Origin of the sequence: Pedobacter sp. CFBP9032 (assembly GCF_034045265.1) — a bacterium.
Classification (GTDB): domain Bacteria; phylum Bacteroidota; class Bacteroidia; order Sphingobacteriales; family Sphingobacteriaceae; genus Pedobacter.
This window is the reverse complement of the sequence record NZ_JAXCWE010000001.1, coordinates 273,557-299,269: the sequence shown is the minus strand read 5'-3', so window position 1 is coordinate 299,269 and position 25,713 is coordinate 273,557. Positions and strand designations below refer to the sequence as shown.

The window sequence follows — 25,713 nt, the reverse complement described above, 5'->3', positions numbered from 1 at the left end:
AAACGAGCGCAGGCACAAAACCAGGTTCACTAAATCTGTTACATCAGATTTCTGGAAATCATATATACGATTGCTATCTTGCGCAATTCGAAATTTTGAAACCATGAAAAAAATACTCTTCACGCTAATTCTTTCTCCATTTTTATTCATAGCTACTTTTGCACAAAATAAACCTGCTTTTTGGGATGATGTGCAAACCATTAAAAAATATGACCAAATGTACAAGCCGCCTGTACATCCGGTTTTGTTTGTAGGCAGTTCTTCCATTCGTAAATGGGATGATTTAACACAGGTTTTTGCAAAATACAACGCCTTAAACCGCGGAATCGGCGGTGCCGTAACCAACGATATTACTTTCTATCTAAATGATATCGTTTTTCCTTATCAACCCCGTCAAATTGTACTTTACGTTGGGGAGAATGATTTGCCAGATGCCCAAACCACGCCAGATTCAGTGTTGAATAGAACGGTTAATCTTTACAAAGCCATTCGGGCTAAATTGCCAAATGTTCCTATCGTTTATATTTCAATTAAACCGAGTCCAAGCAGAAATGCTTTTAAAGAAAAAGCAATCGCTTCGAATGCCCTGATCAAAACCTTTCTTTCTAAAGAGGCCAATACGAAGTATGTTGATGTGTATAGCTTGATGCTAACAAGAGATGGAAAGTTACGTCCTGAACTCTTTGTAGAAGATATGTTGCACATGAATGCTGCAGGTTATGCCATTTGGAGGAAAGCTGTAGCGCCATACCTTGTGAAAAAGTAATCACACGTTGTTTTAAGTAGTTTTTTATCAAGTTTCAAGACACACTTTAGTTAACAGATTCGTCACGTCTACATCATTTTGTATTTCGTACATTTGGGGCTTCATCTCAAAAGTTGCGCTTATATGCTGATAAAATTTTACCTTTCTGTTCTTTCATTGCTTTTACTCAGTTCATCCGTTTTTGCGCAAAATAAATTCACGTTAAGCGGTACCATTCGCGATGCGGGCTCTGGCGAAACGCTCATTGGTGCAACCGTTAAAATTACGGGTTCGGCAAGTGCTGGCACCTTAACCAATGGATATGGTTATTTTGCTTTGACCCAAGTTCAGGGAACTTACACGGTTACCATAAGTTACACGGGTTATGTTCCTGTTACCAAAAACATCGATTTAAATAAAGACATTAAGCTGAACGAAGAACTGAAAACGGCAAATGACCTTGCCGAAGTAACGGTAAGTGCCAATAACCGTAAAAATGAAAACGTTAAAAGTGCGCAGATGGGATTGGAAAGAATTGATATGGAATCTCTCAATTCTATCCCCGTTTTACTTGGTGAGAAAGATGTTTTAAAAACTATTCAATTACTGCCCGGTGTAAAATCTGGTGGCGAGGGAAACACAGGTTTTTACGTTCGTGGTGGCGCTGCCGATCAGAATTTGATTATTCTGGATGAAGCGGTGGTTTATAATTCATCACACCTGTTAGGTTTCTTTTCTACTTTTAATGCAGATGCCATCAAAGATGTAAGTCTTTATAAAGGCGGAATGCCTGCACAATATGGCGGGCGTTTATCTTCTGTTTTGGATGTGAAAATGGACGACGGCAATAACAAAGAATTTAAATTTCAAGGTGGAATCGGCCTGATTGCGTCCCGGCTAAAAGCAGAAGGACCGATTGTTAAAGATAAAGGATCTTTTATGGTGAGTTTTAGGAGAACTTATATTGATCTGTTTTTAAGGGCCTCTCCAGATTCTTCCATTAACGGAAGTACATTAAATTTCTACGATATCAATGCCAAAGCGAACTACAAGATCAATGATAAAAATACCATTTATCTTTCCGGTTATTTCGGTAAAGATAATATTGGGATTAAGGATCTTTTCGAAAACAACTGGGGTAATGTAACTACAACTATTCGCTTAAATCACATTTTTAATGATCGCTTGTTCTCCAATACTTCCCTCATTTATAACAACTACAATTATACGGTGCGGTTGCTGAACGATGTAACTAACTTTAAGGCAACGTCACTGGTTCGGGATTTCAATTTTAAAGAAGATTTTCAATATTTCAGCAATAAGCATACGCTAAGGTTTGGACTAAATGCCACGCATCATCGCATTTCTCCAATTGATATCACGACCAGTCAGGCATCTCAGGTAAATCCACTTACGCAAGAAAAACGGTATGGTTTGGAAAGCGCTGCTTATGTGTCAGACGAATGGGCGGCGAGTGAAAAGCTGAACTTCCTGTATGGCCTTCGGTTAGCTGCTTTTTCACTTTTAGGTCCGGGTAACTTTAGCCAATACGATGCAAGTGGCAACATCCTCAGCACAGAAACCGTAGGCAGCGGGAAGTTCCATAAAAACTATTTCAATCTGGAGCCTCGCTTCTCCGTTAGTTATTTATTTAATGAGCAAAACTCTGTAAAAGCATCTTATAACCGGAATACGCAAAATATACACATTTTAACCAATGCCACATCAAGTTCACCTACCGATCAATATGTGTTGAGCAGTAATAACATCAAACCTGAAATTGCAGATCAGGTAGCGGTGGGTTATTTTAAAAACCTCGATGAAAATAATTATGAACTCTCAGGAGAAGTCTACTATAAATGGTTGCAAAACCAGATTGACTATAAAAATGCAGCGCAATTGCTTGCCAATTCCAATGTAGAATCAGAATTGCTTTACGGTATCGGTCGGGCTTATGGTTTGGAATTATTTTTTAAAAAGAAATTTGGAAAACTGAATGGTTGGGTAGGCTATACCCTATCTAAAACTGAGCGGAAATTTGCGCAGCTAAATAATGGAAACTACTTTCCGGCAAGGCAGGATCGTACACACGATTTATCTGTTGTGGGTATTTATAATCTCAATAAACGGTGGACATTCTCTTCCAGTTTCATTTACAGCACCGGAAATGCGGTTACTTTTCCGGCAGGTAAATATATTGTTGGTGGCCAAACTATTTACTATTATACCGAAAGGAATGCGGGCAGAATGCCTTATAACATGCGACTGGATTTGAGCGCAACGCTTGAGGGAAAACGGAAAGGCAGATTCCAGTCGAGCTGGAACTTTGGGGTCTATAATGCTTTGGCCAGAAAGAACCCGTATTCAATAGAATTTATAAACGATCCGGCAAACCCTGGTAGAACGGCTGCGGAACAAACTTCTCTTTTTGGCATCATTCCTTCTGTTACCTGGAATTTTAAATTTTAAAATATGAAAAAACTTTTTTTATATCTGTTGATTGTTACTGCCGGGCTTACGTCTTGTACCAAAATCATAGAAATCGATACTAAAAATGCCGAACCTCAACTCGTGATCGAAGGAAAAATCGTTGATAGATTAATGGAGCAACAAATCCTGATCACTAAAACGGTTGGTTATGATGAAGTAGGGGTTTATCCGAAAGTAACCGGAGCCACCGTTAGGGTAACAGACAGCCGGGGAAATAATTATGCTTTTACGGAAAAATCACCTGGTATCTACGTGAGTAGAATGAGGGGTGTTTATGGTGTAACCTATACCATGGACGTAACGGCTGAGGGTAAAAACTACCAGGCCAGTTCTAAAATGCCCAATTCCGTTAAGTTGGATTCGATTGGTGTAGTTAGTAATTCTTTTTTTGGAGAGGAACGTAAAACGGCTGCCGCTTTTTTTGTTGATCCTGCAAAAGAAAGTAATGCTTATCATTTTAATCTGTATATAAACGGGGTTTTTGCTGATCGGATTTTTGTTGAAAATGATCGTTTAACCAATGGAAATAACCTTCGTGTCCAACTGTTTTACCAAGCCAATGACGACGATGATGGTTTAAAAAGTGGAGACAATTTCAGTATTGAGATGGAAGGAATTGATTCAAACATCTTTAATTATTGGTTTGCGCTAAGTCAGCAGGATGGCAGAGGACCAAATCAGGGTACAACGCCTTCAAATCCAACATCTAACATTTCAAATGGTGCATTAGGCTATTTTAGTGCGAATACTTTCCAAAGGATGAATGCCACGGTAAAGTAACAATGATTTTAGAATATTAAAACTCCTGAAAAGGTTCCTTGTTTTTAAAGTATGAAAGTATTTGTAAGTGGTAATATTGCACAGGTTGGTTTTACGCAGCTCGAAGAACATGGATTTGAAATCACCCGGTGGGAAGAAGACAGACAAATTTCTGCTGACGAGTTGGTGGAAGCCTGCCAGGATCAAGATGCCCTGGTGAGTGTTGGCCCCAATAAAATTGATGCTAAATTTCTAAATGCCTGTAAACATTTAAAGGTAATTGCGCTCCACTCCGTAGGCTTTGATCAGGTTGATGTAGAGGAGGCCAAAAAGTTAAACATTCCTGTTGGCAATACGCCGGGTGTACTTAGTGGCGCCACGGCTGATACGGCTTTTTTACTAATGCTGGCAGTTTCGAGAAAAGCTTTTTACCTGCATAAGAAAATTATTAACGGCGACTGGCACAATTATGAACCCACACCAGAACTTGGAATAGAGCTGAATGGCAAAACTTTAGGTGTTCTCGGTCTAGGGAAAATTGGTTTAGAAATGGCAAAAAAATGTGCAGGGGCTTTTCAAATGCCGGTGATTTACCATAACCGATCTCGTAATGAAGATGCAGAGCGGGAAGTTAATGCTAAATATGTTTCTTTTGATGAACTACTGGAACAGAGCGACGTGATTTCTGTACACACAGCATTAACAGATGAAACCAAAGGCAAATTCTCAATGGAGGCTTTCAAAAAGATGAAACCGAAGGCGATTTTCATTAATACTGCAAGAGGTGGAATTCATAACGAAAAAGACCTGATTCAGGCTTTAGAAGAAAAAATTATTTGGGGGGCTGGCCTGGATGTGACCAATCCGGAGCCAATGAAAAAAGATAATCCACTGTTAAATATGGATAGTGTAGCGGTTTTACCTCATATAGGCTCTGCAACAGAAGAAACAAGGGATGCAATGGCTAATCTGATTGCTGAAAATATCATTGCCGGATTGGATGGGAAGAAATTACCGTATCCTATTTGGTAATGAGACAGGATTAAATTTCCCTCAGATTAAAAACGCAGATTCAAATCATCACCGCAGAATTTATTAGTCGCGCCTGCGGAAATCTTTAAGACGGATAGTAGGGTGGTCGTAGCGAGGTGCTTCATTAGATTTATAAGTTTTTCACCTATCGGCTGGTGTCATCATCTGCCGAAAGCTTTTTTCCGCTGCGCAGCCTTGCCTCGGCTGGCCGCCGAAGGGCTTCTACCTTTTTCTTGATAAAAAGGTAGCCAAAAATCAAGGCTTGGACCTGATGTCGGATAAATTCGTTAAAGCTTTGTTTCGGCAGCACAAGCACCCGATGAAGAATCGGGAGAGGACGCGCTGCCTTGGGTTGTGGTGGGTTGAAAGATTGTGTTCGAAGCTTTAAACGTTTTCTCCTTCCATCATTTCCTAGGCCGGATAGCAGGGTGGCCATAGCATGGGGAGAATTATGATGCAGACTTAGATTTATAACAAGAATGGCGATCGCTATCACTACCCAGCAAGGCCAGACCACCGTTTCTTCGTTCTGCTCTTAGACCGGCATGGTCAATTTTTTGGGGTGGCAATGTCCAAGCCTACTCACTAACTTTAACAGAAAAATTGCGAGCCGGCAGTTTTGTTTCTTTTGCTGTCAAAAGAAAAAAGGCCCGTCCGGCCAGGACACGATAATATCCTTTTAAACCCGAAGCGTAAAAGACATTTTTTTGTAGTAATCATCTATCGGCTGGTGTCATCACCTGCCGAAAACTTATTTCCACTACTCTGGCTTGCCTCGGCTAGCCGCCGAAGGGCTTTTACTTTTTTGCTTGATCAAAAAAGTAACAAAAACCGAGCTTTTCTGCGAGCTCATGAATACCTATAAAAACATAAATAACTTATGAATAACTCAAGGCTTGGACCTGATGTTGGATAAATTCGTTAAAACTTTATTTCGGCAGCACAAGCACCCGATGAAGAATCGGGAGAGGACGCGCTGCCTTGGGTTGTGGTGGGTTGAAAGATTGTGTTTGAAGCTTTAAACGTTTTCTCCTTCCGTCATTTCCTAGGCCGGATAGCATGGTGGCCATAGCACGATGATAAAGTATGATGCAGACTTAGATTTATAAAGAATGGCGATCGCTATCACTACCTAGCAAGGCCAAACCACCGTTTCTTCGTTCTGCTATTAGACCGGCATGGTCAATTTTTTGGGATGGCACTGACTAAGCCTAGCTACTGACTTGGATAAAAAAATTGCGAGTCGGCAGTTTTGTTTCTTTTGCTGTCAAAAGAAAAGAAGCCCGTCCGGCCAGGACAACATAGAATTCTTTTAACACGAAGCGTAAAGACATTTTAGTTGGAGTAATCATCTATCGGCTGGTGTCATCACCTGCCGAAAACTTATTTCCACTACTCTGGCTTGCCTCGGCTAGCCGCCGAAGGGCTCTCTTCTTTTTCTTAACAAAAAGAAGCAAAACCGAGCTTTTCTGCGAGCTCATGAATGCCTATGAAAACATAAACAACTTATGAATAACCCAAGGCTTGGACCTGATGTCGGATAAATTCGTTAAAGCTTTATTTCGGCAGCACAAGCACCCGATGAAGAATCGGGAGAGAACGCGCTGCCTTGGGTTGTGGGGGTATGAAAGATTGTGGTTGAAGCTTTAACGTTTTCTCCTTCCATCATTTCCTATGCCGGATAGCAGGGTGGCCATAGCATGAGGAGAATTAGGATGCAGACTTAGATTTATAACAAGAAGAATGTCGATCGCTATCACTATCCAACAAGGCCAAACCACTGTTTCTTCGTTCTGGTCTTAGACCGGCATGGTCAATTTTTTGGGATGGCACTGACCAAGCCCAGCTACTGACTTGGATAAAAAAATTGCGAGCCGGCAGTTTTGTTTCTTTTGCTGTCAAAAGAAAAAAGGCCCGTCCGGCCAGGACGCGATAAGATCCTTTTAAACCCTAAGCCGGATAGTAGGGCGGCAATAGCGAAGTTCAATATTGGAGTTATGATTTTCTTATTAACATTAGCATAGTGATTTAGTCAAAGCACTTTTTCCAGAAAGTGCCTTAACCAAATCATCATCTTTTTAATAAAAATCTCCTAAATCTCCGTAATCAGCTGGAAACCCTTTAGATTATATGGTTAAAATATCCCCACACAGATTTAAGGGGATCAAATACACGGAGATTAATCTATTTAACCGTATAACGTAATACCGATCTACCTAAGTTTCCATTGGTATCAATCCCTTCGATAATTACTTTATATTGCCCTTTACCATCTGCATTATAAAATTCAAAGGATGAATTTCCGGTCGCATCGGTAATCACTTTCGGATTCCAGTAAATAGTGGTACGCAAATCATTTCTATTCATATTTGCCGGTACATCATATTTAGGGGAATAAAATTGTTTTTCTTTGTTATAACCTTGCGGAGAGAAAGTTACTTCGTAATTTTTAGGAATCATATCCAGCAATTGCGCTTTAGAAATTTTAGTTCCTTTTGGCGCTTTCTTCTGGTTGAAAACAATAACACCATTCACATTATTTGCACGGTTTACCAATCCCAGTTCATCTCTTAAAAACACTTCAATCGATTCGATATTATTTGGATTTAAAGTGTTGATCTGATTCACGTCTACGCTCATACCATTGATGAAAATTCCCATCGGAATGCGTTTTCCTGCGTTAAAATCTCTGGTTACGTAAAAATTATTATCCTGAAAGGTTACACCCGCCAGCATACCTTGTAAACAGTTAATTAATAAAGCACAACCCTGTAAACGGTCGCCGGTAACTTCGTGATCCGCCATCTGACTTAAGCCTGTTAGTGCAGGATAATCTTTATGGGTAACCTTAGGAATAACAGCACCCTTAATGGTAACGTCCTTTAAGGTATGGAGGTAGGAATATTGTTTTTTACTATTATCTAAATAGGTCGTAAGTGCGCTATCAATATTTAAAACTTCTTCAGCTGCGCTGAAATTACGGGTTAAGCTTGGTACCGGAGAGCCGTTTAAGCTAATGGCCATTGCCCTGAAGTTAACATTATATTTTGCCGTAATGGTTACTTTAGATGAGTCGTTTAAAACTAAATTCTGGAACTTGAAATTTCCCACCGGATCGGTAGTGCCTTCCAAATTGAAACGTTTATCAGGAATGGTTAATAACAACTGACCTTTCCTAACCGGAATCCCATTATTCATTCTCAATATCCCCGAAACTTCAATTCCCTGCTCTGGCAAGAAGCTGATTTTTGGTAGGCTGCCAGCAAGGATATTACTGTAATTAAAGGTGCGGTAACCTTGCGTAAGTAACAAATTATCAAGGTCTGTATTCTTCTTTGCGTCTGGTGTATTAAAGTAATAATTGGCCTTTTCTACATAACCTTTAAGATCGCTACTCAATAGTAAACCTGTTAAAATGGTGCTGGCGGCATCCTCATTCGCCGGAACTTTGGTTTCATCAACCACCGTTACAGAGAAATTTCCTTCCACTGGTGCACCATCTTTTTTAGCAGCAACGTTCACCTTTACCTTCTTTTTTACACCGTATGATGGTGTTGCGGTAGTTAAAGCTACTGCCATATTATTTTTATGTTGAATAAAAGCCAGACGTTCGCTTAGTGGTTTGCCCGCATCAGTAAATAAGGTAAACTGTGCAATGCCTGATGGGAATTTTGATTTTAAGATGGTTGAACTATATTCTTTATTGGATAAAGCAGTTTGTGCACCATAACAAATTACTCCTTTACTTTGAGCAACCAGGTAGAATTTTTTCCCTTTGTTTTCTTCAAAAAAACCATCGTTAGCAAGAATTTTTACCTGAATATTTTCTGCGTCGCTGTTATCAACAGTTACTTTTATCCCTTTTTCACTTAATGCAGGCAGATCATAATTAGCAGTTGTTCCATCATCATAAGTTACATTAGCCTTATAAGTCTTTCCACTTTCAGGCAATAAATCGAAGCTTCCCATTCCTACATGTTGTGCATTAAATGTAGCCACTTGCTTGCCGGTATTATCCGTAATCGTTCCTTTTGCATTAATCCCTAAACCATCACTCTTAATTGCTTTAACTGCAACTTTATTGGTTAAACCTGTAATCAGGTTTCCTCCCTCCGGGAAGAATTGAAAATCTTTACTTAAAATGGCATTAGCCAAAGTAAAGCTATTGTTTGCCACATCTTTATCTGTGGTGTTGATGCTGGTAATCAGCTCGCCTTTTTTTAACTGATACTCTGCTTTTTGATTGGCACTCATCGCGATGGTTAAATAACCATTTGCATCTGTTGTACCTCTTCCTTTTGCAATAACGGTGTAACTGGTAACCACCTGCCAGCTCACATTTCTATTGGCATAAGGTTTATTATTAGGGTCTTTGAACTGCACACGGGCATCAATTTTTTCCAGTTTATCGGTTGATGTATTTTTATAAGTGATATGTGTTTTTACTTCTTTATCAATCGCCTCACCAACAAAAAAAGTTTTATTAAAATACGCCGGACTATCAAAATTAAGCATCCACATGGTATAGGCCCTCACATGATAATTTCCTTGTCTATAGTTTACCTGATCCAGCGGGAAATTTCCATTTGCCACGCCACCTGTAATGGGCAATTTGATGGTTTGAATCAGCGAATCTTTCTGATTAATTACATCAACGTATATAATTTTACTGATCCCAGAAAGTAGGTTTTGATTCTCTGTAACATAAGCCTTGAACCAAACGGTATCTGCTATGGCGTAATAAGGTTTATCAAAGTGAAGGTAAATTTTCTCTGATGGATAATCATTCAGGGCTTTACTGGTTTTGCTGATCAGGGTATTGATGCTAACAGTATCGGTTTGTGCCGAAGAAGAGAAGTTTATAGTGAAGAGAAAGGAGAGTATTAAAAGGGATAGTCTAAAAATTTTCATGAATTGGAAATTAAATACTTAGGTTGTAAATATATCCAATTAAAAATAGAGCGCCTAAATTGTCATCATGTTTAACACTTTTTTACATAAAATACAGTTGCATCGTGTAGAAAGAGTGGTCAACTTTTTAGCCAGATTGCTATTAAAGTTGACCACTCTAAATTGATGTTGAATATCTTATTTTATCTCAATTAAAAATTCATCTTTCGGGGTACGAACCTTTTTAAGGTTAGCCAACCAATCGCCATTTTCATCTCTGTGGCCAAGTGGTAATAGGGTTACGCTTTTTAAACCTTTTTCCTTTAAGCCTAAAAGTTCATCCAGTGCAGGCGCATCAAAACCTTCCATTGGAGTAGCATCTACCTTTAATACTGCGGCTTCAACAATGGCTGCTCCGAAAGCCAGGTAAGCTTGTTTAGCAGCATGATGGAAGTTTTCTTCTGCAGATTTTGATAATAAAGTTGTTTTTAACTGGTTTTTATAAGCATCAGTTGTATCTAATGGCAAACCACGTTCGGTATTCATTCTATCAAATACTTTATCAATGCCTTCACCTGTATAATTTTCCTGAGCTGCAAAAACCAATAAGTGAGAAGAATCCAGCACCTGCGATTGGTTATAAGCAATAGGTGCGATTTTTTCTTTTAAATCCTGGTTAGTGATTACAATTACCCTAAAAGGTTGCAAACCCGAAGATGTTGGAGCCAGGTGCGCAGCTGCTATAATTTTATCAACCTTTTCTTGTTCTACCGGTTCGCCGTTCATTTTTTTAACGGCGTAGCGCCAGTTTAGTGCATCTATTGTGCTCATAGTTTTTCGATTTTTTGCAGCTGAAGATCGAAATTAAATCAGCTGTAATTATTGATTTATGTTAATAATTAATCTGCCATGAATTGGTAAAGGATTGAAGGCAGATTATTTTGCTTCTGTAGTTTTAGAGATAAATTTTAAGTCACTTCTAACAGGAAAGTGATCGGATAATTTTGCCTTTTCAATTTTATAATTCAACACTTCCAAATCCTTTGAAGTAGCAATATAATCGATCTGGAAATTTGGAAATTTACCATTGTAGGTAGTGCCAAATCCAGATCCTTTTTTAATGAAGGCATTATTTAGCTTTTCCGTAATCTGTGTTACTACGTAAGAAGCTGGTGTATCATTGAAATCGCCGGCAATCAGGTAGGGTATTTTGCAGTTATCCATTTCCTTTTTCATTTCATCTACCTGACTGCTTCGCTTTAAAAATGCACTTTTTAGCATTCTTAAGATGCGTTTAGACGGTTGAATCTGCGTGTTCATTTCCTTCACCTTATCCAGGTATTCATAATCCTGTTTTTCAAAAGAAATGGATTGAAAATGCACATTATACACCCTTAAAGTCTGGCCTTTAATATCCAAGTCGGTGTAGATACTCATGTTTCCGGCATAACCCTCTGCGAAAGAAATTTTGCCAGAATGCTTAATGGGGAATTTGGAGAAAATAGCTAAACCAATGGCTTCGTAATCATTTTTATTCGTGGGTACGAAGTAGAAATGTTTTGTTTTTAGGATCGTTTTCAGGCTGTCGATGGTATCAAAGTTTCCTTTGTAACGGGTATAAAATTCCTGAAAGCAGATAATGTCAGGGTTTTGCTCACTTATCACCTGAAGCATCTTCTCTTTTACCGATTCATCGTTTTCGCCTCCATATAACTTAAAATTATGAACATTGTAAGTCATCATCCTGATGCTGTTTTCAATCTTCGCTTCAGGCCCCTCATCTCCGCTGATGGAAAAAGTTGCCCTTAGTGTTTTGTAGCCATAGGCGATGACTAATATGCTTGCCAGTGCAAAAATCCATTTTTTGCTGATGCACCACCAGGCGATAAAAATGAGGTGAAGAAATAAAAAATATGGATAAGCCAAGCCAAAAAAAGCAATAATGGGGTGTTGTCTTGGATCCATGTTTCCTGCAACTGTTCCCAATATCAATGCGATTGCTAATATAATTGCAATGGGTAATAAAAGCTTATCTAGTAAATTGTACCTTTTGTTTGCCATTAATCTTTGCTTGCTTTGAACAATTTTTCCTTCTCTGTTGGCGTCAGTTTATCATAACCTGAAGATGAAATTTTATCTAAGATCTCATCAATTTCTTTTTGCGAAACGTCTTTAAAAGCAGGCTTTTTAACTGGTGGTGTTTCATTTTTAACTACCCGCAGTTTTGGTTTTCGCTCAAATAATTTACTCCAGTCGCGGCCACTTTGTAAGCTTTTTATAAATGCAAAGCCTAAAATGGCACCACCAATATGGGCCAGATTTCCTCCTGCATTAACAGATGATAATCCAATAAATGAAATCAGGAAATAAGCAATTGCTACCCATTTAATTTTTACTTCGCCAATCAGCATCAGCATAATGGTATAGTTTGGAACGAGTGTAGCCGTAGCCACAATAATGGCCATTACTGCAGCAGAAGAACCAATAACCGTTTGACCAACCAAACCGCCGGCATAAGCAGGAAAGATGTTTAAACCCGCAATATAAATCAGCGCTCCGGCAAAACCACCGGCAAGGTACACGAAATGGAACTGCTTGCTGTTTAAAAAATTCATGAAAATGTTTCCAAACCAGAATAATCCAAGCATATTAAACAAGAGGTGAAGAAAGCCATCATGAAAAAACATGTAGGTTAGTACCGTATAGAAGCGGGTTGGTAGTGATGAAACCGCCGCAGGCACCCCAAAATAATCCCTGATCCATTCCCCTACAATAAAGTCGCTTTTGCCTAAAAACAAAAATACAGAGATGATTGCTGTGGCCAGGAATAAAATGGCATTAATACCAATGTAGAAAAATAATGGATTGCCAGATTGAAAGATCTTATACTTTAAATCTTTAAAAGTATTATTCATAATAATTGTAAAAATTTGTGTTTTTATCCTTCCATATTTTAACAAGAATAAAGCCGATTAAAGCCCCACCCAAGTGTGCGTAATGAGCAATAGAATCGCCTTCAAACTGGCCGATGCCTAAAAATAGCTCTACTAAAATATAAAAAGGAATAATGTATTTTGCCTTTACGGGTACTGGAATGAACATAATCATAAGCTCTGCATTGGGATAAAGCATGCCAAACGCCACTAATAAACCAAAAATAGCACCAGATGCGCCAACCATTGGAGTCGTGTAAATCTCAATCAATTTGTTTAGTTGCTCACTATTTAAGCCCTTCACATTTGATTGAACCATGTTGGATGCAAAATCAATTGAAACTGCTCCAGGATTTACCACCGCTCCCGTTAACTGATAAGTTTCGAATGCCTGTACACCCAACTGTAATGCTAAGGCGCCAAGTCCGGTGATTAAATAGAATGTTAAAAACTTCTTAGCTCCCCAACGGCTTTCTAATAATGTGCCGAAAGAATAAAGGGCAAACATGTTGAAGAAAATATGCGCCCAGCCACCATGCATAAACATGTAGGTAAGCGGCTGCCAAGGTTTCGCTAGTGGCGAATCGAAATAAAAAGCACCAAGGCTGAAGCCTAATCTGATCCCTTTTGTTTCGAAGTATAAAGTAGCAAGGAAAAATAAAATATTAATAATCAGCAGGTTTTTTACTACTGGTGGGATATGTATGTTATTCATTTATTAGTATTCGTTATTTATGGTCTTTCGTTGTTCTTTGCTCTTTACTCTTTGTTCCTTGCTCTTTGCTCTTACTCTTTGTTCCTTACCCTTTACTCTTTGCCCCTTACTTCTCAAACTTCTTATCCAATTCTCCAAGGGTAATGGTTTGGATTATTGGTTTTCCGCTCACGCTAAAGTTAGGCGTTTTGCAGGCAAAAAGTTCATCAATCAAGGTATTCATTTCTTCCTGTGCTAAAGCGGTGCCAGCTTTAATGGCGCTATTTTTCGCTAAACTCCTGGCCAGGCGATCACGTTTAGTTAACTTTAATTCCTGCTGAGTGTTTTTAAAACCTTCAATTAATTGTTCAAACAGTTGCGTTTCGTTAATACTGCCACTGCCTAAGTCGACGGGAACTCCTTCTACCACCAACGTATTTTTACCAAATTCCCGTACATCAAAGCCCAAACTTTTTATATCATCCAATAAACTTTTGGCCAGTTCAAAATCATTGGCATTTAAAGTAATCGTTTGTGGGAATAAGCTTTGTTGCGAGGCCCCTTTTCGATCATCGAGATGTACGAGGAAACGTTCGTAAAGGATTCGTTCATGTGCCATTTGCTGATCAATCACCATTAAGCCAGATTTGATCTGCGAAACAATGTAGCGATTGTGCAACTGCATATACTGTTTCTTAGGCGTTTCCAACTCATTGGTATCTTCCTCGTAAATCGACGTTTGTTCTATAATCGGTTGATCTGTAATTTCATACAATGATCCCCAGTTTTTAGCGCTCGGTTTTGCATCGTAATTTCTTGGGGAAGATGCATAGCCGGAAACAGAACTGCTATCACTCGCAAAGGGATTAAAATCCGGATTAAAGTTGATGCTCGGTGGAACAATATCTTCTACTGCCTTGTGGGTAATCATATTACTGAAACCGGTTTCCTGATCAAAATCTAGCGTAGGGGCAATGTTGTACCTACCTATCGAGCGCTTAACAGCCGATTTTAAAATCGCATAAATGGATTTTTCATCCAGGTATTTAATTTCAGTTTTGGTTGGGTGAACATTCACGTCAATTTTTGCCGGATCAATCTCAATAAATAAAACATAAAGCGGATAGCTGTCGTCGGGTAAAAGATCTTCGAAGGCAGAACTTACCGCATGATTTAAATAAGGATCTTTAATGAAACGGTTGTTTACAAAAAAGAATTGTTCGCCCCGGGTTTTCTTTGCGAAAGCGGGTTTGCCAATATAGCCTTTCAGGTTAATGATAGTGGTTTCTTCCTCTACAGGCACCAAACGTTCGTTATAGTTGTTGCCAAAAAGATGGACGATGCGTTGTTTCAGATTTCCCTTCGGAAGGTTGAAGATTTCTGTCCCATCGTGGTATAAACTGAAAAATACACCAGGATGTGCCAATGCCACCCGTTGAAATTCATCAATAATATGGCGCATTTCTACCGGATTGCTTTTTAGAAAATTTCTTCTAGCAGGCGTGTTGAAAAATAAGTTTTTGATGGAAATTTGTGTTCCGGCAGTTGTTGCAACTGGTTCTTGTGCAATTACTTGTGCGCCTTCTATAGAAATGCAAGTGCCGATTTCATCTTCATGGCGGCGGGTTTTCATTTCCACCTGGGCAATTGCCGCTATGGATGCCATGGCCTCGCCACGAAAACCCATGGTGCGGATGGCAAACAAATCCTCGGCCTTTTTTACTTTTGAAGTAGCATGTCGTTCAAAACACATACGTGCATCGGTTACGCTCATCCCACAACCATTATCAACGATCTGAATTAATGCTTTTCCGGCATCTTTAACCACCAGTTGTATTTTGTCTGCGCCGGCATCAATAGAATTTTCAAGCAGTTCTTTTACCGCCGAAGCTGGCCGTTGAACAACTTCTCCGGCAGCAATTTGATTAGCAACAGCATCAGGCAATAAATGGATAATATCAGTCATGTATTATGGCAAAGTGAATTCGCTAAATTATAGAAAATAAGCTTAAGGAAAGGGATTTGTTTAAAACTCAACATGTAAATGACGATGAACAAAGGCTGGAAATAGATTGTCGTAGATAAGTTCTACGGGAATTGGTTTTTAAAGAAAAAATATTCCAACTTTATTTTCATTTCAACTGTAAAGCTGAAATTACAAAACTGATTGGTTACAAATTTCTATCTTTATCGGTATGAAATCCATCTTATACGCGCTTCTTTTTTCAGCTATGCTGTCCGCTTGCAGTCAAAAAGAACAGGCCGATCTAATTATTTACAATGCCAAGGTTTACACGGTTAATGATCAATTTGATGCTGTTGAAGCTTTTGCCGTAAAGGATGGAAAAATACTCGACCTCGGTTCGAGTAAGGATATTCAAGACAAATACACTTCGAAAGATAAGGTTGATGCAAAAGGTAAAGCCGTTTATCCAGGTTTTATAGATGCGCATGCTCATTTTTTTGGCTACGGACAAAGTTTGCAGGCAGCAGATTTACGAGACACAAAATCCTGGAAGGAGATTTTACAGCGCCTAGCCGAATTTGCTAAAACCCATCCCGAAGGCTGGTTAATAGCCAATGGCTGGGATCAGAATGATTGGGAAAATAAAGCCTTTCCGAATAATAAAGAACTATCTAAGTTGTTTCCTGACCGTCCTGTTTTTCTTAATAGGGTTGATGGCCATGCAGCTATTGTGAATCAAAAAGCATTTGATGAAGCTGGGATCATCGAAGAACAGAAACTAACCGGGGGTGATATGCTCACAGAAAATGGAAAACTTACTGGTGTGCTTATTGATAATGCAGTGGGTTTGGTAGAAAGCAAAATCCCCTCACCAGATACAAAACTTGCAGAAAAAATTTTAACGGATGCACAAAAAAACTGTTTTGCAGCAGGCTTAACCACCATAGACGATTGTGGCTTACCTTATCAAACCGTTGATTTAATCGAGAAACTTCAACAGGAAAACAAGTTGAAAATGCGATTATATGTCATGCTGGCAGATGCACCTCAAAATTATGATTACCTTTTTAAACGTGGCGCTATAAAAACCAATCGATTAAATGTTCGCTCTTTTAAGGTTTATGCAGATGGTGCGCTGGGATCAAGAGGGGCATGCTTGCTCCATCCATATGCAGATATGCCTGCCAAAACTGGTTTTCTATTGAGCAACCAAAAACACTTCGAAGAGGTTGCGGAGAAAATTGCGGCTAAAGGATTTCAGATGTGTACCCATGCCATAGGTGATTCTGCTAACCGGGTGATGCTTAAAATTTATAATAAAATTTTGAAAGGTAAGAATGATAAACGCTGGCGGATTGAACATGCGCAGATTGTGAACCCGAAAGATTTTAACTTATTTGGTAGCGCGAGTATTGTACCATCTGTACAGCCTACCCATGCTACCTCAGATATGTATTGGGCCGGACAACGTTTAGGCGCAGCCAGATTGAAAGGTGCTTATGCTTACCAGCAATTACTGAAACAAAATGGATGGATTCCGCTGGGAACAGATTTTCCGGTAGAAAACATTAATCCGTTATTGACGTTCTATGCTGCAACAGTGAGAGAAGACGCTAAAGGTTTTCCGAAAGGCGGTTTTCAGATGGAAAATGCCTTAACGCCGGAGGAAGCATTACGGGGAATGACCATCTGGGCGGCGAAAGCAAACTTTGAAGAGCAGGAAAAGGGTAGTCTGGAAAAAGGAAAACTGGCCGATTTCGTAATTCTGGATCAGGATATTTTGAAATCTTCACCACAAAACATATTAAAAACTAAAGTATTAAAAACCTACCTGAACGGAGAGAAAGTATATGAAGCGAAATAGATTAGTGATATTGGTTGCCGCAAGTTTTTTAAATATTCTGTGCCTGATGGCTTGTGCACAAGAGCATACCAATAATGAAAGGAAGCTCACTATTGCAAATACCATTTCCAAAACAACGGTGGTATTAAACAATCAGGATACGATTATTCCCTTAAAATCGCTGGAAAAGAAGACGATTGCTTCGGTAAGTTTAAGTTTTGCCTATAGTGTGGTTTTCGATAGCCTGGCGAATAAATATGATAAAGTAACCTCTTTTTCTGCAGATAGCTATCGCGATAGTGTTAATCTTAACGACCTGGAGGACGATTTAAAGTATTACAATACGGTACTGGTTTCCATTGATGATCAGAATATTACGAAAGCTAGATACATCAATTTTATCAACAACATCAGTAAAACGAAGAAACTAATTTTAGCTTTCTTTGGAAATGGAACCGGGTTGAAAACTTTCGACGCCTTAAATTCGCCAATCGTGTACACCGCACAAAATAGTGTGGATGCAGCAGCCCTGGTTCCGCAATATATTTTCGGTGGCATTGCTGCAGAAAATAAACTTGCCACTGCTTTCTCCGCACGTTATACATTGGGCTCGGGATTTATTACTCCAAAAACCCGGTTAAAATATACCGTGCCTGAAGACGCGGGTTTAAATTCAAATGCACTTACAGACATAGATGCCATTGCTGCAGAAGCTATTCAACAGAAAGCTACACCTGGCCTGGTAGTTTTAGTGGCTAAAGATGGCAAAGTAATTTTTAATAAAGCGTATGGAACGCATACTTACGATACCAATGTGCCTGATCGTACTACCGATATTTTCGATTTGGCATCGGTAACGAAAATCGCGGCAACAACGCCAGCAGTGATGCGTTTGGTTGAAGAAGGTAAACTGAAATTAGATACCACTATTGGTACCTACATTGCAAAAGCCAGAACTTCTCCAATGAATAATATCCAGGTGCGCGAAGTGATGTTGCATCAGGCAGGTTTTATTCCTTATATCCCTTTCCATGATTATGTAAAAACAGGTGATTATAGCAGAGATTCTTCTGCGGCTTATCCTACTAAGGTGGCTGATCAGTATTATATTAAGAAAGGTTTCTTTAAAGATTTTATGTGGCCAAAAATGCTCAATTCGCCGATCAGAACCCGCGGGAAGTATGTGTATAGCGATATCAGCATGTATGTAATGAAAGATATTGTGGAACACATTAGTGAAGAGCCATTAAACCAATATACCTACGAAAACTTCTATAAACCACTCGGTATGCAAACCGCGGGCTTTTTGCCGAGAAACAGATTTAGCAGGGATCAGATTGTTCCAACAGAGCAGGATACTTATTTCAGGAAGACTTTATTGGTAGGTTATGTTCATGATCAGGGTGCCGCATTGGCTGGAGGAATCTCTGGCCACGCAGGTTTATTTGCCAGTGCAAACGACCTGGCCATTCTTTATCAAATGATGTTGAATCGGGGTACTTACGGCGGAACGGAATATTTTAAACCACAAACTGTAGATACCTTTACGGCGAAGCAATCCAATGTCAGTCGCCGGGGTTTAGGTTTTGATCGTTGGGATCCAGATACCACAAAACATTATCCATCAAACCTGGCCTCACCACAAACCTATGGCCATACCGGCTACACAGGCACCTGTGTTTGGGTAGATCCATCCCGCGGTTTGGTTTATATTTTCTTATCCAACCGGGTAAATCCAACGGTGAGCGACAGGCTTTCTAACTTAAAAATAAGGGGTAGGATTCAGGATGTGGTCAATAAGGCAATTGATGATGCAAAGAAATAAAGGAGGGGAATTGTTGTTTCATGAAACTTCGCAGGTTAAAAAAACCTGCGAGGTTTAAATATTCATAATATAAAGTTGTCTACTTAGTACAGTTTGGCTAGAAGTGACTACTCAACAATTCTATCCCTCCTATAAAGTTAAGCTCAACTTATAAATCGTTGTATTCAATTCATCAGTATCGCGGTCTTCGCACAATAGAAACTCTATTTTGTTCTTCGCCTGTTTATAAACGGTAATGCCTTCAAATTTATGTTGACCAGGGATTTTATAACTGAAGTTGAGTTTTAGCGTCTTTGCATCAATGCTCCCAATAAAGCTGCCTAAAATCTCGCCATCATGATAGGTGGATTGGGTATCTTCAGCAGTGGATATAAAGTATATTTCATTGCCTATTATTGTGGCATCGGTAAATGATGATTCTACATGATTGATATTGGGTAATTGAAGCGTATTGAATTTAATGTCTGTCGCATTAATAAGATCATTTCCTAATAATGAGAAAATGCCATTCTTGGCTTCATCTCCATTTCCACGGTTAAAAAGTAACCAATTTGTTCCGTTAAATACGGCACCTTCGATATTAAAGTTCTCGTTATTAATGCCAGAAACCTGTTTCATTTGCGCATAAGTTTTGCTTAAACTTTGCTGGCTAACTTTTCCGTTTGCCAGTTCGTATTTAATCATGATGTTTCTTGCTGGAGTTGAGCCAGAGCCTAAAATGTAAAGGTTGTTATCCGCATGACAAAGCACTTCAAAATCTGGCTTCAATGGTTTTGGAATGTTTTCCTTTTTAGTGAGTTGCTCATCCAATAAGATTTGAATTTTTCTCAATACATCAGTGCTCAGATTATATTTATTCAAAAAAGCGCTGTTATCGCCAACAATGTAAAGTTGGTTTGACTCCGTAAATATACCAGAAGCAGAACCAATGCCTTTTATCTGTTTGAAAATTTCTAAATGAGTAGAATACATATTTTAAGGTAACAAAAAAGCACCGACTTTGCCGATGCTTTCTATACTATTTAACTTTAAACTTTTAACTCTAAACTGTGGGTTTTAGACTCTGGACTCCCGACTCCGGACTAAAGACTCCCGACTACTTCTTCAATCCAATTTCTCTTAACCTTTCATCCAGGTATTCTCCCGCGGTCATGTCGCTATAAGCTTTTGGGTGTTCCGCATCTATGGTAGATGGTAAACTGGTTAAATCCATATCGCTACGCGGATGCAAGAAAAACGGAACAGAAAAACGGGAAGTCTTCATTAATTCACGAGGCGGATTTACCACTCTATGCGTGGTAGATTTTAATTTGTTGTTGGTTAAGCGTTGCAACATATCGCCAACGTTTACTACAATATCTGTGTGATGCGCTTTAATTGGCAACCACTCGTTGCTTCTGGTTAATACTTCTAAGCCATCAGCGCTTGCGCCAATTAATAAAGTAATTAAGTTAATGTCTTCATGTGCGCCCGCACGAACTGCATCATCAGGAATAACTTCTGGATTCTCAATCGGGAAGTAGTGAATTCCCCTTAAAATAGAGTTTCCATTGTGAACATGCTGATCAAAATAATCAATGGGCAATTCCAGGTAAGTTGCAATGGCACGTAAAAGGTGGGTGCCATTTTCTTCCAGTTTCTTGTAAATATCACCCGTTACCTTATTAAAATCCGGCAACTCTTCCAGTACTTCGTTGTCGGGATACTGATCTTTAACAGGGTCACCATCAGTAACCTCTTGCCCGATCTGCCAGAACTCCTTTAAGTCAGGCGTTTTAGCACCTTTTGCGGTCTCTTTCCCTGCACTGGTATAACCCCGCTGACCAGCAAGCTCTGGCTTTTCATATTTGCGCTTGGTTTCTACAGGTAAAGTAAAAGCAGCACGGATGTTTTCGTAAAGTTTATCAATTAATTCCTGACTTAAACCATGATTGGTGATGGTTGCAAAACCCGAATCGTTGAAGGCACGGCCCAACTCATCAGAAAATTTTTTACGTTCTTCTTCAGTTCCATTGATATATGAACCCAAATCCAAACAAGGAATATACGGTGTAGACATGATTTTTAATTTAATGTATTACGAATTTAAAAAAGAATTGTTAATAAGTGAGATTTCGGTTTTTTGAATCAATTTATAGTTCTGTTAGTCAGTGTTTTAAGTTATTAACAATAGCGCGCTTCGCTGATGTTTTGCGTGATTGTCATTCGAAATCCATTATTGTTTCAACAGAAACTATGGTGCATATATTTTCGTAATATAGTGTAACAAGTAAAACCCTAAAGAGCAACAGATCATATGAAGAGGATAATTTTAGTTTTATTAACAGTTTTAAGTATCAGTCAGGCCAATGCCCAAACCAAGAAAACAGAAAAGGCAACTTTCGGAATGGGATGTTTTTGGTGTACGGAAGCGATATTTCAACGTTTAAAAGGTGTTACTGCTGTTAAATCTGGTTATGAAGGTGGTCAATTGGCTAACCCAACTTATGAAGAGGTTTGTACAGGTAACACGGGCCACGCTGAAGTGCTGCAGATAACTTATAACCCGATGGAGATTTCTTATGATGAGTTGTTGGAAGTTTTTTGGAAAAGTCATGATCCAACTACATTGAACCGTCAGGGAGCAGATAGCGGAACACAGTATCGTTCGGTAATTTTTTATCATACTGCAGAACAAAAAGCTTTAGCAGATAAGTATAAAGCAGAATTAAACAAGACCAATGCTTATGGCAAAAAGGTAGTTACTGCAATTGAGGCGGCAAAGCCGTTTTATGTTGCCGAAAGCTATCATCAGAATTATTTCAATAAAAATGGTAATGAGTCTTATTGCAGGTTAGTTATTCAGCCGAAGATTGAAAAACTAGAAAAGATTTTTAAATCAAAACTGAAGAAATAATTACAGCTTCAAAGTTACTAGCGCTGATTGGCATCGTGCTAATTAGCGTTAGTAACTTTTTATGAATGCTTTTCCTTTAAGAATTGTCAATAAACGTTCCTCCCGATTAAACAATTCTTCATTCCTGAAACTTTACGCTGGTAAATATTACATTTGCAATATGAATACTGGCTTACAGCTTTATAATACGCTTTCACGTAAGAAAGAACTTTTTCAACCGCTTAATGAAAACCATGTTGGGATGTACGTTTGTGGTCCAACAGTTTATAGCGATGTGCATCTGGGCAACTGCCGTACCTTTTTATCATTTGATTTAATTTTCAGATACCTGAAGTTTTTAGGTTTCAAGGTTCGCTATGTGCGAAATATTACCGATGCAGGTCACCTGGAAGGCGATCGGGACGAAGGTGATGATAAGTTTGCAAAACGGGCGAAATTGGAGCAGCTGGAGCCAATGGAAATTGTACAGAAGTATACTTTGGGTTTCCACGATGTAATGCGCATGTTTAACACGCAGCCGCCTAGCATAGAACCAACCGCAACAGGCCATATCATTGAGCAGATCGAAATGATCAAAGTAATTATTGCCAACGGCTATGGTTATGAAATCGGCGGAAATGTTTATTTCGATGTAGAAAAATATAGCAAAGAATACAATTATACTATTCTAACCAACCGGAATCTGGAAGATATGCTCAATAACACCAGAGAACTGGGTGGGCAGGATGAAAAACGTGGCCGTTTAGATTTTGCACTCTGGATAAAAGCAAAGCCAGAAACATTAATGCAATGGCAATCTCCATGGGGTTTAGGTTTCCCGGGCTGGCACATTGAGTGTTCAGCCATGAGCGCTAAATACTTAGGCGATGAATTTGATATTCATGGAGGCGGAATGGATCTTGCGGCAACGCACCACACCAACGAAATTGCACAATCTGAAGCTTGCAGTCATAAACAACCAGCCCGTTACTGGATGCACACCAATATGCTTACCGTGAATGGTACGCGGATGTCTAAATCTGCAGGAAATGGTTTTCTTCCCTTAGAATTGTTCACTGGTGCTCACCCGCTTTTGAAGAAAGGTTATAGCCCAATGACGGTTAAGTTCTTCATGCTGCAGGCACACTATCGCAGTACGTTAGATTTTTCAAATGATGCTTTGGATGCGTCAGAAAAAGGTTTCAGGCGATTAATGGCGGCCATTAGTTTGTTAGATAAACTTACCGTTTCTTCAGAAAGTGACTTCGATATCGAAACGATAAGAGCGAAATGTATTGCGGCGATGAATGATGATTTCAATAGTCCGATTTTGATTGCCGAATTATTTGAAGCCGTGAGAATTATCAATACGGTTTACGATGGCAAAGCGAAAATTTCAGCAGCACAATTAGATCAGTTAAAGCAATTAATTAATGATTTCGTTTTTGATATTCTCGGTTTAAAAGGCGAAGATGCCGGAAGCAATGATTTAAATGGAGTGTTGGATATGGTGATTGATCTTCGCACTGAAGCAAAAGCAAATAAAGACTATGCTACCTCTGATAAAATCAGAATCGGTTTACAGGAATTGGGTATTCAATTAAAAGACAGTAAAGAAGGGACTACGTGGAGTAAGGCATAATTGAATTTAGCGTCTTAAGTCGGGAGTTTGGCGTTTACCTGATTGAATTCCAGCTATAAAATTTACCAAATGAATAAAAAACTTTTAATCATCCCATTAATCGGATTTATTGCATTTCAGGGATGTAAAAACAAATCAAAAACCGAATCTACAGAAACTTCTTCCACTGAAGAGATCAAAGTGGTTTCGCCTGAATTTAATGCAGATAGCGCTTACGTTTATACCAAAGCACAGATAGATTTTGGCCCACGTATTCCTGGCACAGCCGCACATCAGCAATGTGAGGATTATCTGGTGGCTAAACTCCAATCATTCGGTGCTACGGTTAAAGTGAATGGAGAAAAAACCAAAACCTACGATGGCAAAACATTTCAGTTGAAAAATATTGAAGCCAGCTTCAACCCGGAGAAAAAGGAAAGAGTATTAATCACCGCCCATTGGGATGCACGCCCATTTTCTGATCAGGATACTGATCCTTCAAACCACAACAAACCCTTTGATGCGGCCAATGATGGCGCAAGTGGTGTAGCCGTGATTTTGGAAATGGCCCGGCAGGTACAAAAAAAGCAACCAAACGTAGGAGTAGATTTCATTCTCTGGGATCTGGAAGATTATGGAAAAGCAAATGATGAAACCCCTGATGAAACAACCTGGTGTTTGGGTTCGCAATATTGGGCTAAAACAGCAATAGCCAAAGGTTATAAAGCCCGTTATGGCATCAATCTGGATATGGTTGGTGGTGGAAACGCACAATTTACACAAGATGAAATTTCCCGTCAGGCTGCGCCAGATGTAGTAAGCAATGTTTGGGCAATCGGGAATGAAATTGGTTATAGTTCTTATTTCGTTAACCTGCCCAGTGGGAAATTAGTTGATGATCATTTCTGGATGAATAAGGCAGGCGTTCCGTCGATAGATATCATTCACTATAATGATAACAGTGGCTTCTACATTAATTGGCATACACAGTTGGATAATCTTGCTAATATTGATAGAAATACACTCAAAGCTACTGGTCAAACCGTATTGGAAACCATCTACCGGGAAAAATAAAATGTGTAATTGTTGATTACTTTTGAAGCCCGCCACCTTATAAAATTTTATATTCGCCCACAACTATATTAAAACTTATAATGAAACAAATATTTACAACCGCAATAGCATCGCTTTTAGCAATAAGTGCCTTTGCACAAAAAAATGATGGAACTACAAAATCTCTGGTTAATGCAGAAAAAGAGTTTGCGAAATCAATAGCAAAAAAGGGAGATAAAGATTCGTACCTGGAATATTCTTTAGCAAGTGCTTTGGTATTTCGCCCGAATCCGGTAAACGTAAAAACATTTTATAATGCGCAGACAAAAGATGAAAAATCAGTTACCTGGGAACCAAATCTTGCAAAAGTTTCACGGAGTGGTGATTTAGGTTTCACAACCGGTCCTTATGCCGTTAACGGTGAAGAAAAACAATATGGTCAATATTTATCCATTTGGAAAGCTGAAAATGGCAAATGGAAATTGGCGATTGACCTGGAAACTACCAGTAATAAACCGCTTGATCAAACTGCTCCTCGATTCGTAGAGCCAAAAGATCATGTTGCACCAAAATTTTTAAACGAAAAAGAAATTAAAGCTGGCCGTGAGATCATCTCAACTACCGAGAAAACATTAAATACGTTTTTGAAAACACATGGTATTGGTGCCTTTGGTGGGTTTATGACGGATGATGCGCGTTTATTATTCCCTGGGAATGAACCAATCATTGGAAAAGGAAAAATACTTTCGTTCTATAGTGGAATGATCAGTAAAATTAACTTGAAAACCACTGGCGTAGATAAGGCATTGGGTAGTGATCTGGCTTATACTTTTGGTGTGGCCACCATCGATTATAAGGCAGACTTGCGCGAAAGTTTTAACTATGTGTTCGTTTATGAAAAAGCTGCTGATGCCAGTTGGAACTTAATTGTTCAGGCATTTGTGCCAGCAGAAAGATAATAATCAAAAATGTGAATTGAATGAGCTT

At 39.1% G+C, this 25,713-nt stretch carries 19 protein-coding genes; 10 read left to right on the top strand and 9 right to left on the bottom strand.

Annotation, left to right across the window (positions count from 1 at the left end):
- Positions 1 to 103: 103 nt before the first annotated feature.
- The 4 genes from SOM16_RS01315 to SOM16_RS01300 all read left to right on the top strand — a co-directional run bounded on the left by SOM16_RS01315 (position 104) and on the right by SOM16_RS01300 (position 5,026).
- Positions 104 to 766 (top strand): GDSL-type esterase/lipase family protein, encoded by a 663-nt coding sequence (locus SOM16_RS01315; protein WP_320462180.1) that lies wholly within the window; start codon positions 104 to 106, stop codon positions 764 to 766.
- A 123-nt stretch (positions 767 to 889) separates the two neighbouring features.
- Positions 890 to 3,214, top strand: a complete 2,325-nt coding sequence (locus SOM16_RS01310; protein ID WP_320462179.1) for a TonB-dependent receptor — start codon at positions 890 to 892, stop codon at positions 3,212 to 3,214.
- 3 nt (positions 3,215 to 3,217) lie between these two features.
- Positions 3,218 to 4,015 (top strand): DUF4249 domain-containing protein, encoded by a 798-nt coding sequence (locus tag SOM16_RS01305; protein WP_320462178.1) that lies wholly within the window; start codon positions 3,218 to 3,220, stop codon positions 4,013 to 4,015.
- A gap of 51 nt (positions 4,016 to 4,066) precedes the next feature.
- Positions 4,067 to 5,026: a D-glycerate dehydrogenase gene (locus SOM16_RS01300; RefSeq protein WP_320462177.1), complete on the top strand. Its 960-nt coding sequence runs from the start codon at positions 4,067 to 4,069 to the stop codon at positions 5,024 to 5,026.
- A gap of 145 nt (positions 5,027 to 5,171) precedes the next feature.
- Here SOM16_RS01300 and SOM16_RS01295 read toward each other — a convergent pair whose 3' ends face one another.
- From SOM16_RS01295 to mutL, 7 genes are all read right to left on the bottom strand, one after another.
- Complete coding sequence (locus tag SOM16_RS01295) at positions 5,172 to 5,462, bottom strand: hypothetical protein (protein ID WP_320462176.1); 291 nt, start codon at positions 5,460 to 5,462, stop codon at positions 5,172 to 5,174.
- Positions 5,463 to 7,210: 1,748 nt separating this feature from the next.
- The gene (locus tag SOM16_RS01290; RefSeq protein ID WP_320462175.1) at positions 7,211 to 9,937 is read right to left on the bottom strand and encodes a carboxypeptidase regulatory-like domain-containing protein; all 2,727 of its coding nucleotides are present in this window, start codon (positions 9,935 to 9,937) and stop codon (positions 7,211 to 7,213) included.
- A gap of 177 nt (positions 9,938 to 10,114) precedes the next feature.
- Positions 10,115 to 10,747: an NAD(P)H-dependent oxidoreductase gene (locus SOM16_RS01285; protein ID WP_320462174.1), complete on the bottom strand. Its 633-nt coding sequence runs from the start codon at positions 10,745 to 10,747 to the stop codon at positions 10,115 to 10,117.
- Between the two features lie 105 nt (positions 10,748 to 10,852).
- A complete protein-coding gene (locus SOM16_RS01280) occupies positions 10,853 to 11,977 on the bottom strand; it encodes an endonuclease/exonuclease/phosphatase family protein (RefSeq protein ID WP_320462173.1) in 1,125 nt (374 codons plus the stop codon).
- The gene (locus SOM16_RS01275) at positions 11,977 to 12,831 is read right to left on the bottom strand and encodes a rhomboid family intramembrane serine protease (RefSeq protein ID WP_320462172.1); all 855 of its coding nucleotides are present in this window, start codon (positions 12,829 to 12,831) and stop codon (positions 11,977 to 11,979) included. The genes SOM16_RS01280 and SOM16_RS01275 overlap by 1 nt, the downstream gene beginning before the upstream one ends.
- Complete coding sequence (locus tag SOM16_RS01270; RefSeq protein WP_320462171.1) at positions 12,824 to 13,564, bottom strand: rhomboid family intramembrane serine protease; 741 nt, start codon at positions 13,562 to 13,564, stop codon at positions 12,824 to 12,826. Before SOM16_RS01270 ends, SOM16_RS01275 begins: the two co-directional genes overlap by 8 nt.
- Before the next feature lie 106 nt (positions 13,565 to 13,670).
- Positions 13,671 to 15,509: a DNA mismatch repair endonuclease MutL gene (gene mutL / locus SOM16_RS01265; protein WP_320462170.1), complete on the bottom strand. Its 1,839-nt coding sequence runs from the start codon at positions 15,507 to 15,509 to the stop codon at positions 13,671 to 13,673.
- Positions 15,510 to 15,738: 229 nt separating this feature from the next.
- Here mutL and SOM16_RS01260 point away from each other — a divergent pair, with 229 nt between their 5' ends.
- Positions 15,739 to 17,373 carry an amidohydrolase gene (locus tag SOM16_RS01260; protein ID WP_320462169.1) on the top strand — a complete coding sequence of 545 codons (1,635 nt, stop codon included), beginning with the start codon at positions 15,739 to 15,741 and terminating at the stop codon, positions 17,371 to 17,373.
- Positions 17,360 to 19,177 (top strand): serine hydrolase domain-containing protein, encoded by a 1,818-nt coding sequence (locus tag SOM16_RS01255; protein ID WP_320462168.1) that lies wholly within the window; start codon positions 17,360 to 17,362, stop codon positions 19,175 to 19,177. Before SOM16_RS01260 ends, SOM16_RS01255 begins: the two co-directional genes overlap by 14 nt.
- Before the next feature lie 129 nt (positions 19,178 to 19,306).
- Here SOM16_RS01255 and SOM16_RS01250 read toward each other — a convergent pair whose 3' ends face one another.
- Positions 19,307 to 20,149, bottom strand: a complete 843-nt coding sequence (locus tag SOM16_RS01250) for a DUF6929 family protein (protein WP_320462167.1) — start codon at positions 20,147 to 20,149, stop codon at positions 19,307 to 19,309.
- Positions 20,150 to 20,273: 124 nt separating this feature from the next.
- Positions 20,274 to 21,236, bottom strand: coding sequence for an isopenicillin N synthase family dioxygenase (locus SOM16_RS01245; protein ID WP_320462166.1), 963 nt, complete (start codon positions 21,234 to 21,236; stop codon positions 20,274 to 20,276).
- 237 nt (positions 21,237 to 21,473) lie between these two features.
- Here SOM16_RS01245 and msrA point away from each other — a divergent pair, with 237 nt between their 5' ends.
- The 4 genes from msrA to SOM16_RS01225 all read left to right on the top strand — a co-directional run bounded on the left by msrA (position 21,474) and on the right by SOM16_RS01225 (position 25,685).
- Positions 21,474 to 22,073 (top strand): peptide-methionine (S)-S-oxide reductase MsrA, encoded by a 600-nt coding sequence (gene msrA, locus SOM16_RS01240; protein WP_320462165.1) that lies wholly within the window; start codon positions 21,474 to 21,476, stop codon positions 22,071 to 22,073.
- 160 nt (positions 22,074 to 22,233) lie between these two features.
- The gene (gene cysS, locus SOM16_RS01235; RefSeq protein ID WP_320462164.1) at positions 22,234 to 23,694 is read left to right on the top strand and encodes a cysteine--tRNA ligase; all 1,461 of its coding nucleotides are present in this window, start codon (positions 22,234 to 22,236) and stop codon (positions 23,692 to 23,694) included.
- Between the two features lie 69 nt (positions 23,695 to 23,763).
- Positions 23,764 to 24,747 carry a M28 family peptidase gene (locus SOM16_RS01230; RefSeq protein WP_320462163.1) on the top strand — a complete coding sequence of 328 codons (984 nt, stop codon included), beginning with the start codon at positions 23,764 to 23,766 and terminating at the stop codon, positions 24,745 to 24,747.
- A gap of 80 nt (positions 24,748 to 24,827) precedes the next feature.
- Entirely contained in the window at positions 24,828 to 25,685 is an 858-nt protein-coding gene (locus SOM16_RS01225; RefSeq protein ID WP_320462162.1) for a nuclear transport factor 2 family protein, read from the top strand.
- Positions 25,686 to 25,713 lie beyond the last annotated feature (28 nt).